The following is a 13,671-nucleotide window of genomic DNA, read 5'->3' as shown; positions in this document are numbered from 1 at the left end:
AGCCTACCTAATCATTCTATTTGGACAAAAACAGCGCATTCCTTAAAATGACCTTCTTTTCATAGGCTAATATTGACGCATAATGACACTACTTGCCGTAGGGATAAACTACAACACAGCGCCGGTCGCCATCCGCGAACGCCTGGCGTTCCCAGCGGACATTCTCGAAAACACCCTAAAAAACCTGCGTAACGTCCGAGACATTTCTGAAGCGGCGATCCTATCGACTTGCAACCGCACCGAGTTTTATTGCAAAACCGAAGGCGAAGACCAAACACCCTTGATCGACTGGATTGCGGACACCAAAATCATCAAACCGGCCGAATTCACGCCGTATTTATACAGCTATAAGGATAGCCAATCGATTCGGCATATGTTCCGGGTTGCTTGCGGCCTGGATTCGATGATCCTCGGCGAGCCGCAAATTCTCGGCCAAATGAAAACCGCCTACCACGCTGCCTCGCAGGCCGGCACTCTGGGCAAGAATCTCAGCAAACTGTTCCAGCATACCTTTTCGGCCGCGAAAAAAGTCCGTACCGATACCGCGATCGGTTCCAGCCCGGTTTCGGTGGCGTTTGCCGCCGTGCAACTAGCGCAGCAAATTTTCGACAAACTGTCGGAACAAACCGCATTATTGATAGGCGCCGGCGAAACCATAGAACTGACCGCCCGCCATCTTTATCAGCACGGCATCGGCCGCATCATCATCGCCAACCGCACCTATGACAAAGCTCACGCGCTGGCGATGCAATTTAACGGTTACGCCATCGCCCTGTCCGAAATACCCGATCATTTATCGGAGGCCGACATCGTCGTGTCATCCACCGCCAGTCAACTGCCGATATTGGGTAAGGGCCGCGTGGAAAGCGCCATCAAAAAGCGTAAACACAAACCCATGTTCATGGTCGACTTGGCCGTGCCCCGCGATATTGAAGCCGAAGTGGAGCAATTAGCCGACGTATATTTATACACGGTCGACGATTTACAGAATACTGTCAATCAAAACATGGATTCGCGCCGACGGGCCGCCGAGCAAGCCGAGGAAATCATCGACACTCAGGTCGAACATTTTCTGGGCTGGCTGCGATCGCAAGGCGCGCAGGAAACCATCCGTGATTTCCGGACTCAAGCCGAAATCACCCGCGATGAAGCACTGCAAAAAGCCTTGATACAGCTCAATAGCGGCGTCTCCGCCGAGGAAGTGTTACAACGCCTGGCCCACACCCTGACCAATAAACTGATCCACACACCCTGCGCCCAGCTACGCGACGCCGGCGCCAATGAACGCCACGATTTAATCGCCGCCTCGCGCGAAATTTTCAAATTACGATAAACCACTCATGAAATCCTCGATACAAACCAAGCTGGAAAACCTCGGCGAACGCTTTGAAGAAATCACCGCCCTGTTATCGCAACCCGAAGTACAAAGCAACCAAAACCAATTCCGCGGCCTGAGCCAGGAATACGCGCAAATCGAACCTCTGGTTGCCTGTTACAAAATCTATCAAGACAACGAAGCCAATCTGGAATCGGCTCGGGAAATGGCCAAGGATAGCGACCCGGAACTGCGGGAAATGGCCAAGGAAGAAATTCAGGCCGCCGAATCAAAACGCGAGCAACTGGTACAAGAACTACAAATCCTGCTGCTGCCCAAGGACCCCAACGATAACCGTAATATATTCCTGGAGGTACGCGCAGGCACGGGCGGCGACGAAGCCGCGATTTTTTCCGGCGATCTGGCCCGTATGTATCAGCGCTACGCGGAAAAACAGGGCTGGAGCACCGAGATCATCAACGAAAATCGCGGCGAACACGGCGGCTTCAAGGAAGTCATCATGCGTATCAGCGGCCAAAATGTCTATTCGCAACTGAAATTCGAATCCGGCACCCACCGCGTGCAACGCGTGCCGGAAACCGAATCGCAGGGCCGCGTGCACACCTCGGCTTGCACGGTGGCCATCATGCCCGAAGTCGATGCCGTCGACGAAATCGACATCAACCCCGCCGACCTGCGGGTCGACACTTACCGCGCTTCCGGCGCCGGCGGCCAGCACGTCAACCGCACCGAATCGGCGATCCGCATTACCCACATTCCGTCGGGGGTGGTGGTGGAATGCCAGGACGAACGTTCTCAGCACAAAAACCGTGCTCGCGCCATGTCGGTACTACAAGCGCGCTTAATGTCAGCAGCCCAGGAAAAACAACACGCCGAGCAATCGGAAAGCCGTAAACTGCAAGTCGGCAGCGGCGACCGCTCCGAGCGTATCCGCACCTACAACTACCCGCAAGGCCGGCTGACCGATCATCGTATCAACCTGACCTTATACAAGCTGGAAGAAATCATGGAAGGCGGCCTGGAACACGTGATTCAGCCGCTGATCCACGAACATCAGGCGGAATTGCTGACCCAACTGGGCAATGTCTGATTCGCCCCGACAAATGCCTGATTCGATATGTGGTTTGTTGTCCGCGGCAACCGAACAACTGGCGGCGGCATCTGAATCGGCGATTCTGGACACGGAAGTATTGCTCTGCCACTGTCTGCGCAAAAACCGCTCATTTCTTAGAACTTGGCCGGATCATCAGCCTACCCCCGAACAAGCCAAGCTTTTTTGGTCCTTAATCGAACGACGCCGGCAAGGCATGCCCATTGCCTACTTGACCGGCCAACGCGAATTTTGGTCGCGCAATTTCAGCGTCGGCCCGGACGTGCTGATCCCACGCCCCGACAGCGAACTATTGATCGAACTGAGTCTGGAATACCTCCCCGCCGAACGGCCCTGTAAAATTATCGACCTGGGTACCGGCTCGGGGATTTTGGCCATCACGCTGGCGGCGGAAAGGCCCTTGGCGACAGTCATCGCCACCGACATCAGCCCAGCGGCATTAAACATGACTAGGCGAAACGCCGAACAACTGAACACCGCCAACGTCAGCTTCCTGCAATCGCACTGGTTCGATGCAGTGGTTGATACCGACTTTGATTTGGTTATCAGCAACCCGCCCTACATTGCCGAGAACGACCCGCATCTAGGCCAGGGCGATGTGCGTTTCGAACCGGATACGGCCTTAATCAGCGCCGAGGAAGGCCTGAAAGATATACGCCTATTGGCCGAACAAGCGCGCCGGCATCTAAAACCCAACGGCCATTTTTTGGTCGAACACGGCTACAATCAGGAAGCTCGGGTCCAAGCCGTATTTAAACAGTTAAACTACCGGCGGGTCACTACCCACACCGACCTATCCGGCACCCCCCGAGTCACTTCAGGATTATGGAACCCCGTATGAACAGCCCAGAAATTTGTTTACCACGCAAAATCACCAATCAATTGCTGCATTTGGCGCAACTGTCACCCGATGCGGAGGTTTGCGGTTTGGTGGGTGCCAATGCCAGCGGCACGCCGGTCAGTTGTTATCCGGTGGCCAACAGTGCCGACCATCCCCAAACCCGCTTTTTACTGGATGCCGGCCAACAAATCGCGGCGATGAAGCAGATGCGAGACAAAGGCGAAAGCCTGTTCGCGATTTACCACTCGCACCCGCGCGCGCCGGCAGAACCCTCGGCCACCGACATCGAACAAGCCAGTTATCCGGAAGCGCTGCATTTGATCATTTCGTTGGATACCAAGGGTGTACTGGAAATGCGCGGGTTTCGGATCATCGATAGCTCGGTCAAGGAACTCCCGCTCAGACTGATCGAGAATCCCTAACTCTCATGCAGCCGATCCCATCAGTGCTTCCAGGAAGCCAGGTCTTCTATCGGTTCGAGATGGGTGTCGATATCGATACTGTCGAACTTGTCCATGATCTGCTGCTCGATCGACTCCAGAAAATCATGACCTCTTTGCACCGACCAGTCGCCGGGCACCAGCACATGTACCGACATGAATCGCCGGGCGCCGGCATAACGGGTGCGCAAGGCGTGATAGGTAACATGCTCGGAAGCGGCAAAGCGTTCCAGAACTTCAACGATCCGCGCCAACTCATCCTCCGGCAAGGCTGCGTCCATTAATCCAGACACGGTGCGGCGAATCAATTGCAAGCCGGCCCAAACAATATTCAAAGCCACCAAAATAGCGATGATCGGATCAAGAATTTCCCAGCCGTTCATACCCAACTGCTTAGCCAGGTTTAACGTCACTTCAAAGTGATTGGCGACGGCGATCATGCCGATACCGATCAAAATCCCTATCGTGGTCCAGACATCGGTCATCAGATGCTTGCCATCGGCCTCCAAGGTAATCGATTGCCGGCTACGGCCCACGCCTATCAGAATGCGTGCCACGATTAAATTGATCATGGAAGCAAAAACCGAAATGGCGATCCCCAGATCCAGTTGCTGCAAAGGCTCGGGATGCATCAGCCTTTCCCAGGCGGTATAGGCAATGCTAAAGGCCGCCAGCAGAATCATGATGCCTTCGGCGCCACTGGAAAAATACTCGACCTTGTCGTGGCCGTAGGCATGATCGTCATCCGGCGGCCGCGAGGCAATACTCAGTACAATCAGCACGATCACAGCCGCCACCAGATTGATCAAGGATTCCAGCGCATCGGACAGCAAGCCGACCGAATCGGTCAGCAAGTAGGCATAACTCTTAAGAGCAATGGTCGCAAGCGCCGCCGCAATCGACAGCCAGCCATATCGGGCCAGCGATTTTTGTTCAACACCCATTATCAAAATCCGTTGAAAATATTTCGGTTAGAATAGCATCTGAGCGCCACCAGATACACTTTAGCCGACTGATCCTTTCGACTTCGCGAAAAACGGGCTTGCCGGGCCTGCCTCTTGTCCCAACCAGTGGCGTGGCGACCCATGGTTCCCGCCCCGGACTGATTAACCCAACCCATACAACACCATGCGCCAGCTGCTACTCAGACCGATTATCTTCGTCACCCTCGTCATGAGTGTTCTGGTGCTCGGCGAACTACTGGCCATCGGCCGGCTGACCTGGCTGAATCATCAGCGCATACACACCATCGAAACCGACATCGGCAAGGGCCACAGGCTACAGGAAACCATCTTCGAACTGTTGCAACTGCAATCTCGCTTGGCTATGCACAAAAACGATCCCTCGGTGACTAGCGAACAAATCAACGAGTTGCAAAACCAGCTGTTGGATTTACTGCAAAACCAAAACAGCGCCGACTTTACCGTACCGGTCGATTTGATCGGCCTGCAGGAAAAATTCGACAAGGCCATCAACGGCGACTCGCAGGCGCTGATTGATACGATGAGTTTGATTCAAGCCGTCTTGGATCAACAAACCAATGAAGAAGAAAAACTGCTGATCAACGTCGAAAACGACAGCCGGCTGGAACTACAGCTGGCCATCATTTTGCCGCTGCTGCTGTTCTGGATAGGCCATTATTTCTTTCGCAACAATGTGCTGGAGCCGCTCGATGCTCTCCGAGTCTTGCTGACCGGCTTGGTCAATGGCGTCAAGCAGCCTATCACGCTCACCACCTCGGACCCCGTCCTCGGTGATCTATTTCAACGCTATAACCATCTGGTGGCGCATTTAATCGAGCTGGAACACGCCCATCTGACCTACACCAGCCGCCTGGAAAGCCAGGTACGCAAAACCAGCCATGAATTGCTGGAGCAGAGCCAGCGCTTGGCCAAGGCCGAACGGCTGGCGGCCTTGACCGAAATGGCCGCCAGCACCGCCCATGAACTGCGCAATCCGTTGGCGATTATTCAAGTGGCGCTGGAAAACATGCTTTCCGAATCCAACGACCCCGAGCTGCGCGAGCGCATCGGCCTTCTGCACAGTGAAGTTCGGCGCCTAACCCAACATCTGAACGACTTGCTCACTAACGCCCGCAACAGCAGCGAAACCGGCAAGGCCATCCCTATCGACCGGATCATTCGAGAGCTGGTCACTCTGCTCAGTTATCAGGCGGCCGATACCATCCACTTTAATATCCATGGCGATACGGATATTATTGCCGTGTTACCCGAGACCGAGTTCCGGCAAGTGATGCTGAATCTATTGCAAAACGCCGCGCAAGCGATAGGTGACCAACCCGGCACGGTCGACGTCGATATTTTCCGTCAGCAGCAGCAACTGATCATCACGGTAACCAATACCGGCGCCGGCTTTAGTCATGAGTTTCTGCAACAAGGCATACGCCCATTCGTCAGCTTGAAAGAGAAGGGCAGCGGCCTGGGTCTAGTCATGGTGCAACGCTTCGTCAGGGAACAAAGCGGCAACCTGAAACTGGAAAACGACACGGATGGACGTGCCCGCGTCACCCTTACCCTGCCGCTGACTCCGGCCTAGACCGGCACAGTATCCACAGCCCGAGACTCCACCATGATGACGAACAACAGCCTGCTGATCATTGAAGACGAAGCCTTGCTTGGCGCCGAACTAGCGCGTTACTTCAAAAAGGCCGACTGGGAAGTCAACGTGGTCAGTTCCCTTCGGCAAGCCGAAACCCGATTGCGCGAACAAGATATCGATCCGTTGGTGGTGTTGTCGGATATGAACTTGCCCGACGGCAATGCCCTGGATTTGCTGGAAAAACTAAAACCGGAGATCGATAGTAGCGAATGGGTGTTCCTGACCGGTTATGGCAGCGTGGCCGATTCGGTGCGGGCGGTCAGATTGGGCGCTTACGACTTCATCGAAAAACCTTGCTCGCTGGAACGTTTGAATTTATTGGTGGAAGGCGCCGCCCGTAGCGCCAGAGCCCAGCGCCGCTTGCAACAGCAAACCGCCGTCCGCAACAGCCACTACAGCATAGACAGCCTGACCGGCTCCAGCCCGGCGATGTGTTCGTTACGCAGCATGCTGAGGCAAGTGATCAACGTCCCCTTCTCCAGCCTGATTGTCAGCGGGGAAACCGGTACCGGCAAAGGCATGGTTGCCCGCATCTTGCATTATTCCGGCAACCGCGCCCAGGCTCCGTTGGTGGAAATCAACTGCGCCGCTCTGCCGCGCGAACTGCTGGAAGCCGAGTTATTCGGCTACGAAGCCGGCGCGTTTACCGGCGCCAAAAAGCGCCACCGCGGCCTGTTTGAGCAGGCTCACACCGGCACTCTGTTTCTGGATGAAATCGGTGAAATGGATCTGGACCTGCAAAGCAAGCTGTTAAAAGCGGTGGAAGACTTACGCATTCGCCGGCTGGGCAGTGAAAGCGAAATCAACGTCGATGTCCGCATCATCGCCGCCAGCAATCTGGATTTGGTGGAAAAAGTCGCGCAAGGCACGTTCCGCGGCGACCTTTACCATCGTTTAAACGTGATCAACATTCGGGTACCTTCATTACGAGAGCGCAAGCAGGACCTGGAACAACTGGTGCCGCAATTCATCGCCGATAGCAATCGGAAATCGGCAAAAACGGTCAGCAACATCCCCGATACAGCCTGGCGGATCATCAAGGCTTACGACTGGCCCGGCAATATTCGCGAATTGCGCAACGTGCTGGAACGTTGCGTGCTGCTGGCCCACGACCGGGATTTGCCGGCTGAATGGCTGCAATTGCAAAATCCGCAAACCCTGTCGGCGAATGCCGCACCCAGCAGCACCCAGCAAGGCTTGTTCATTCCGCTGGACGGCAGCCTGAGCCTGCAGGACATGGAAAAATTCATCATTCAGGAGGCGCTGAACCGTTGCGACGCCAATGTCACCGCCGCCGCCCGCATGCTGAGCACTACCCGCGAAACCCTGCGCTATCGGGTACAAAAGTATCATTTAAAGTGCAAGTTTTGAGCAATCGGGAAACCGGCGCGCGGTCAACGATAATCTCCCTGGCGAAAAGCCGCCAGAAGGTTTTGCAAAGTTAATTTCACACCTCCCTCGGCCCCGGCATTGTCACTGTAACAATTCCATCATCCGTTCGAGGTTACAATGGGCCGTTTAACTCACAATGGCTTAAATCGCCAGGCGATGACTTCCCCTCCCCCCGCGCATAAAACATTGAATCCCAATTTTTCCGTCCACCCCAATAATTTAAACTCGTTGATGCTGTTTGGCTTGAGTCTGGGCAACTATGCCTTGATGTATTGGGCAAACATTTTCTTGGCCAGGCATTTGGCGATCGATGAATTTGACGATTACAGCGTAGCGATTTCCCTTGTGACCTTGCTATCGACCCTGGCGACTCTGGGCCTTGAGAAGTATGCCTTGCGCGGAATTGCCTTGTGCATCGAACGCGAAAACTGGCCCCGACTTCGAGGTTTTTTGCGCTTCTCTATTCGCGCCATCTTGCTGTTCAGCCTGCTATTAATGGGCATCATAAGCCTGGGGCTGGAAAGTTTTCTGGCTTGGCAACAGGCCGATTTTCATATCGCCATTGCCGTTTACACCGGCTTTCTGCCGGTCATTGCCTTGTGTTTATTTTTAATTGAAGCCATTACGGTTTATGGTCAGCAAATCCTGGCGCTGGCCTTGTATCGTTTCTTTTTACCCGCGCTATTTTTACTACTGGTCATTTCATTAAATGACTTGCGGATTGCCGTCACGGCGGTTTCGGCGGTACTTTGCTTTGGGATAGCCTGGTGCTTGACGCTGCTATTGATGTGGATTACCGCCCACGCGGCCAGCCCCAGCGAATTGCGTCATGCCAAAACCGACACTTACCGGCGCCGGGTTTGGCTAAAAAAGTCGCTGCCGCTGTTAGCCAGTAGCCTGATGATGACCGTGCTGAGCAGTGCCGGCACCATCGTCCTGGAAATACTGTACCCCTCGCAAGCGGTAGTGGGGATTTATGCCGTGGCTATGCAAACGACTGCATTGATTTCGCTGATCGGCACCTCGACCAATCGCTATTATTTGCCCATGCTGGTGGTGTTGCTGGAGCGTCAAGACCGGCAAGCCATCAAGATGCTGTTAATCAAACGCCTGCAACTGATTACCGGCTTTGTAGCCGTTTTCCTGACTATGATCAGCATCTGGGGCCGAGAGATACTCGACTTGTTTGGCCCTGCTTTTTCGCAAGGCTACTGGGTCTTGCTGATTACCGCAGTGGGTACCGCATTCATGACCCTGTTCTCGGATTCGCTGTACTATCTACAATTCATGGGACGCAATCGCACCGTGGTCAGCTTAATGTCTTTTTTTGCACTGAGTATGCTGGTTTTAAGCTTTAACCTGGGTGCCCTTTACGGAGCAACCGGAGTAGCCATCGCTTACGCGGCGCCCACGACGCTACTTTTTTGCAGCCTCAAATGGCTGGCCAGTCGCCACATGCGCCAATATCTGGCGCTCAATGCTCCAACTTAAGCTCACCTTGCATGATTTTAAAACAGGCCACGGTGCCGTTCATTTCGTTGGCCGACAGCACATAATGCTCGCCGTTGCGCTCGAAATGCGCGATGCCTTCCGGCGAACGGCTTTCCTCGCCCGGAATCTTACCCAACGCCACGACCTTGGGTTGCTTGGGATTAGCCAATGAAATCAACACCAGGGCATCGGCGCGTTCCATGCCCGCCACGGCCCAAGCTTGACCTTCCATTTCAAACGACACCACGCCCTCCGGCTCCGCGCCTTTTTTATTGCTGCGCCGATCCGGATAAACACCGTGGGCAAAGGTGATTTCATCCAATTGATTGCCGGTGTCGGCCACGAAGTCTCCGGTTTTGGCGTCGAACACGCTGACGGTCCGGCCGCCGCTTTGTAACGGTTCATCGCCATCCAGCGTTTCGGTATCGGTATCGCCCTCGTCGGCGGTAACGAAATAGTGCCCGTCGGGGGTCAGGGCAATGCCATCCGGTTCGCGCAAGGCCATCACCGACTGGTTAAATTCCACCCAACCGTTAGCCTTGCGGTCGGCGCCATGCTCGGCAATCCCCATGTTGAAATACCCCAACACTCGCCCATTTTCCACATCGACTTCCGCCACCTCGTTGGTTTCCTGCAACGTAACATAGGCACGCTTGCCGTCGGGCGACAAGGCGATATATTCGGGTTCCAACAGGGTTTTGGAGTCGGCGGCGACAGGAATCAGGATTTTGGCTTCGCCTTTGTTTTCATTGGCGTACACATCAGCCCCTTCGAAACGGCCGATTTTGACTTTTTTGTTTTCGATCACGCCATTAGCGTCGAAATCGGTTTTTTTGCTGATTTTACCATCGCCATCCCAGTCGATTTCCCGCTCCAGAAAATGGCCTTTTTCGGCCACGACAAAACCTTCACGGTGCATCACTTCCGCCAGCTCGATATTGGCATTGGCTTTTATCCGGCCGCTTTTATCCAGGCGAATAATGGAAATACTGCCTTCGGCGGAAAAGAATTCGCCAGTCTGTTTGTCATAGGAAAAGTCTTCACCCTCGTTGGCCACTAAGACTACGCCGCCATCCTTGGAGATCACTACCGCGTCCGGACCGAAACCGACTTCGACACGGTCCAGTAATGTGCCATCGTCGGACGAACGGATTTCCAGGCGCCCCCGCTCCAACCCTGTATCAATCACGCCGGCAAACACATTCAAACTAGGATGAAAGGCGGCCGAGGTAAATTCTTCGCTTTTTTGCAGGCCTAAATCAAAGCGGTTGATACGGGTTATTTTTTCCGGTCGACTGAGATCAAGAATATCCGCCTCGCCGGTTTTGAAATTACTTAAAACGGCCCGCAGGCTCGATTGCTGAACACTGATAATTTCGGTGCCTTGGTCACGCCCGGAAAAATACAGGCAATCCGCTTGCATCCGCCAACGGGGCGATTCCGCTTCAAGCGGCGTATTCCCGGCGCACGCGGACAATAAAACAGTCGACAGCAAGAAAGTGGTTTTTTTCAATATAATCTCCGTAGCACTAAGCCCAAGGGCCTGTATCTTATCGCAAAAAATCAACATAAAAAAAGCCGCGCCGGAGTACCCGGCGCGGCTTGAGTCTGATTGAAAAATCAGGATTTTAGAATGCCAACTGGCCGCGCAACATAAAGGTATCCACGTTGGGCTCCCCACCATTGGTGGTTTTGATCGGCGAACCGCTTAAATCCAAGGTCTTGTTGTAGTCGGCCATGAAGCGGAAATTGCTGTTCAAATACCAGTTCAATGCCACGGTCAAATTGGACATTTGTCCCCCGCGGATATTGCCGCTGTTCAAATCGGCTTCGGCATAACGGCCCGCCAACTCCCAAGCACCCCAAGTGCCGTTTTTCAAGCTGAAATTTTTATTGGGCTCAAGTTTATAAAACTTGCCGTTTTTGTATTTACGCGATTCGCCGGTGATGGTCCAGGAGGCTTCCGTGTACCAACCATTGAACTCGACATTGTCGGAATTGCTGCCGTTGATCTTTTCCCGATCCAACCACATTTGAGTGTATTCGCCGCCAACGGTAAACGGACCATACAGCGCATTGGCCTCCAAGCCCACCATTTGAACGGCATTGACGCCCGCGATGCTTCCCGTGTCAATCAGATTCAGGTTAGACATGTGGGAAGTCTCAGAGCGCAATCTCAATGCATGATCGGTAACTTGATCATTAGCGTTTGGATCGCGGTAGTTACCCGCCACGCCCAAATGGATCACCTTGGTTTTTTCGTTGATCGGCGCGTAGGTCCAGCGGGTACTGATACCCCAACCTTCGTCGGCGTTGCCACTGTTGGCATTAGGCGTTACGGTATCGCCATAGATACCGACCTGGCCGGTCCAGTCTTTTTGGAAGCTGCCGACGTTAAGACCGATGGCTCGGTCAACAGTCGGAGCGTTCAGAGCATCCATCAACGAACGCTCCATGAACATCATGTCATTCGAGCTTTCTTGCAACTCGCGGCTGAAGGCTTGTTTTTGTTGTCCGGCCGTGAATTCGAAGTCTTTCAAGCCTCTATACTGCATGAACAAGTCCTTGACCGCGACACTGTTGTCGGCAAAATCAAACTGGCTTTTGAAATCCCAATCCTTGTAAAACGTACCGATCATTTCCATCCGCGCGCGACGGATTTCGGTGCCGTCGTTGGCTTCGACATGGGTATTGTTGCTTCTGTTTAAAAGATCGTCATCGCCACTGGTGTATGAAGCATCGGCATGGATACGTCCACCCAATCTGAATTTGAAATCCTTATCTTTCGATTCAAACTCTACCCCTTTATTACCCATTTTGATCTTGACTTCCTCGGCCACCTTCACATGCTCGTCCAACGCTTTCAATTCGTTGTCCTTCAAGGCCAAATCTTCCTTGATTTGTTGAATCTCGGCTTTCTGGGCGGCGGTATCCTCGACTTTTTCAAACGAACCCAATTTAGTCCGGCCGGGACCCGGCTCGGCATAAATTTGCTGGGTTTTGGTGTCGACATACAAGTCCAGCGCCATCGCATCGGCGGCAAAACCCGCTCCCAGAACCGACGCCATCGCCAGACTCAGTTTCGTTAACTTCATTATCCAATCTCCAAAATTTTTATAGTTGAATCGAAAAACAAATGGCTCGGACACCGAACGTAAATTCCGGTGTAACCGCTTAAATTCTTGGGGGAATCACGACTAAAGCCATGCAGTTGGCGCGAATTGTAGGGGGGGAATATGACAGTTTTATGACAACAACCAATTAAGCGACATTAGGTTGCGAATTTGCGACAGGTATAACATTGGTTTATGTGATACCGATGATTGCCGCCGATTCGACCGCCTCGATGGAGCGGCTTTCCGGCGGGATACGGGCAACTTGAATCTACCCAGGCTTCGATTCCGTCTCAGTCCCACGCGCAATCGAATTCGAGAGGAGGAAGTCGTGATGGCTAGGAGCCTAAGGCCTTACGGCTAGGTGGATCAATGACTTTGGCGATCTTTTGGCCGGATTGGTCCTGTCTGGCATAAAGAACGGCAAGGAGGAGAGTTTATTTGGAGGGATAAAACAATTTGAAGATAGCTTCGAACTCATCGTGGGTTTTGTCGATGATCATGCTGACTTGATCCGGCGAAAGTTCGAAACCCTCGGCGATTATCGCATCGTAGGGCGTATCGACCGAACTGAAATAATTTGCCAGCCGCGCCAGGGTTGCAATCTCGGCATAGCGGCCGACATGATCGGGGTATCGATGCAGGCCAATGGATTCGACGACCACGTCCGGCAATTTCCAAAGCCGGCAGAGCTCGGCACCCAACTGGTAATGATCGAAACCGATCACCTGTTCTTCCAGTCTGGCTTCGTCAATATCGGCCGGCATCGCCGACTGGATCAGTAAATCCACCTCCCGCGCCAAGACCGGTATGCGCCGGTACATTACCAGCTGGCCGATGTTATGCACCAAACCACAAAGGAATGCGGTGTCGGAATAGGTCCCGCCGAACTGCCGATCCAGTTCCTTGGCGATCAAGGCGCTACGCAGGTTTTTCGACCAGAAATCGTGGATGGAAAACAACTGTCCCGGCAGGTTGGAAAAGCGCTCGATCACTACGGTAGCCAAGGCCAGATTCTGCAATTCCCGCACGCCGACCAGCGTGATAGCGGTAGCAATGGAACTGACTTTCGACGGAAAACCATAAAATGCGCTATTGACGATCTTCAGTAATCGCATCGCCACGGCCGCATCGCTCTCGATCACAAATGCCGCATCCCGAGCCGACTTAGCGGGATCCTCGACAATGTTTTTCAAGGCCAAGTAGATCGTGGGCGGGGAAGCAAGCTTGATGTCGCCTTTTAGTAAATCGGCAACGGTTAAAGTTGGAGTAGAAATTATCATCGAAAATTACAAATATTAAATTGTCGCCTATACTGACTTAGACGT

General features: G+C 53.4%; 11 protein-coding genes. 7 read left to right on the top strand and 4 right to left on the bottom strand.

The window, feature by feature from the left end; translation table 11 throughout:
- The first annotated feature begins 82 nt into the window (after positions 1 to 82).
- The 4 genes from hemA to IVG45_RS19830 are packed head-to-tail and all read left to right on the top strand — an operon-like array spanning position 83 to position 3,710.
- A complete protein-coding gene (gene hemA, locus IVG45_RS19845) occupies positions 83 to 1,333 on the top strand; it encodes a glutamyl-tRNA reductase (protein ID WP_196435487.1) in 1,251 nt (416 codons plus the stop codon).
- A 7-nt stretch (positions 1,334 to 1,340) separates the two neighbouring features.
- The gene (gene prfA, locus IVG45_RS19840) at positions 1,341 to 2,426 is read left to right on the top strand and encodes a peptide chain release factor 1 (protein WP_196435486.1); all 1,086 of its coding nucleotides are present in this window, start codon (positions 1,341 to 1,343) and stop codon (positions 2,424 to 2,426) included.
- Positions 2,419 to 3,288: a peptide chain release factor N(5)-glutamine methyltransferase gene (gene prmC / locus IVG45_RS19835; RefSeq protein ID WP_196435485.1), complete on the top strand. Its 870-nt coding sequence runs from the start codon at positions 2,419 to 2,421 to the stop codon at positions 3,286 to 3,288. Before prfA ends, prmC begins: the two co-directional genes overlap by 8 nt.
- The gene (locus tag IVG45_RS19830) at positions 3,285 to 3,710 is read left to right on the top strand and encodes a Mov34/MPN/PAD-1 family protein (RefSeq protein ID WP_196435484.1); all 426 of its coding nucleotides are present in this window, start codon (positions 3,285 to 3,287) and stop codon (positions 3,708 to 3,710) included. The genes prmC and IVG45_RS19830 overlap by 4 nt, the downstream gene beginning before the upstream one ends.
- 20 nt (positions 3,711 to 3,730) lie before the next feature.
- Here IVG45_RS19830 and IVG45_RS19825 read toward each other — a convergent pair whose 3' ends face one another.
- Complete coding sequence (locus tag IVG45_RS19825; protein WP_196435483.1) at positions 3,731 to 4,672, bottom strand: cation diffusion facilitator family transporter; 942 nt, start codon at positions 4,670 to 4,672, stop codon at positions 3,731 to 3,733.
- A 184-nt stretch (positions 4,673 to 4,856) separates the two neighbouring features.
- Here IVG45_RS19825 and IVG45_RS19820 point away from each other — a divergent pair, with 184 nt between their 5' ends.
- The 3 genes from IVG45_RS19820 (at position 4,857) to IVG45_RS19810 (ending at position 9,230) form a co-directional block, all read left to right on the top strand.
- Positions 4,857 to 6,284 carry a sensor histidine kinase gene (locus IVG45_RS19820; RefSeq protein ID WP_196435482.1) on the top strand — a complete coding sequence of 476 codons (1,428 nt, stop codon included), beginning with the start codon at positions 4,857 to 4,859 and terminating at the stop codon, positions 6,282 to 6,284.
- Positions 6,285 to 6,320: 36 nt separating this feature from the next.
- Positions 6,321 to 7,718, top strand: coding sequence for a sigma-54-dependent transcriptional regulator (locus IVG45_RS19815; RefSeq protein WP_196438102.1), 1,398 nt, complete (start codon positions 6,321 to 6,323; stop codon positions 7,716 to 7,718).
- A gap of 138 nt (positions 7,719 to 7,856) precedes the next feature.
- On the top strand, positions 7,857 to 9,230 hold the full coding sequence (locus IVG45_RS19810) for a lipopolysaccharide biosynthesis protein (RefSeq protein ID WP_230874669.1): 1,374 nt from the start codon (positions 7,857 to 7,859) through the stop codon (positions 9,228 to 9,230).
- Here the strand turns inward: IVG45_RS19810 and IVG45_RS19805 are convergent.
- The 3 genes from IVG45_RS19805 to IVG45_RS19795 all read right to left on the bottom strand — a co-directional run bounded on the left by IVG45_RS19805 (position 9,214) and on the right by IVG45_RS19795 (position 13,626).
- Positions 9,214 to 10,743: a choice-of-anchor I domain-containing protein gene (locus tag IVG45_RS19805; RefSeq protein ID WP_230874668.1), complete on the bottom strand. Its 1,530-nt coding sequence runs from the start codon at positions 10,741 to 10,743 to the stop codon at positions 9,214 to 9,216. The two genes, IVG45_RS19810 and IVG45_RS19805, sit on opposite strands and share 17 nt — an antisense overlap.
- Before the next feature lie 115 nt (positions 10,744 to 10,858).
- Positions 10,859 to 12,325 carry an OprO/OprP family phosphate-selective porin gene (locus IVG45_RS19800; RefSeq protein WP_196435480.1) on the bottom strand — a complete coding sequence of 489 codons (1,467 nt, stop codon included), beginning with the start codon at positions 12,323 to 12,325 and terminating at the stop codon, positions 10,859 to 10,861.
- 455 nt (positions 12,326 to 12,780) lie between these two features.
- Complete coding sequence (locus IVG45_RS19795; protein ID WP_196435479.1) at positions 12,781 to 13,626, bottom strand: HDOD domain-containing protein; 846 nt, start codon at positions 13,624 to 13,626, stop codon at positions 12,781 to 12,783.
- Positions 13,627 to 13,671 lie beyond the last annotated feature (45 nt).

The organism is Methylomonas sp. LL1 (assembly GCF_015711015.1).
GTDB lineage: Bacteria > Pseudomonadota > Gammaproteobacteria > Methylococcales > Methylomonadaceae > Methylomonas.
This window is presented reverse-complemented; position numbering and strand designations above follow the sequence as displayed.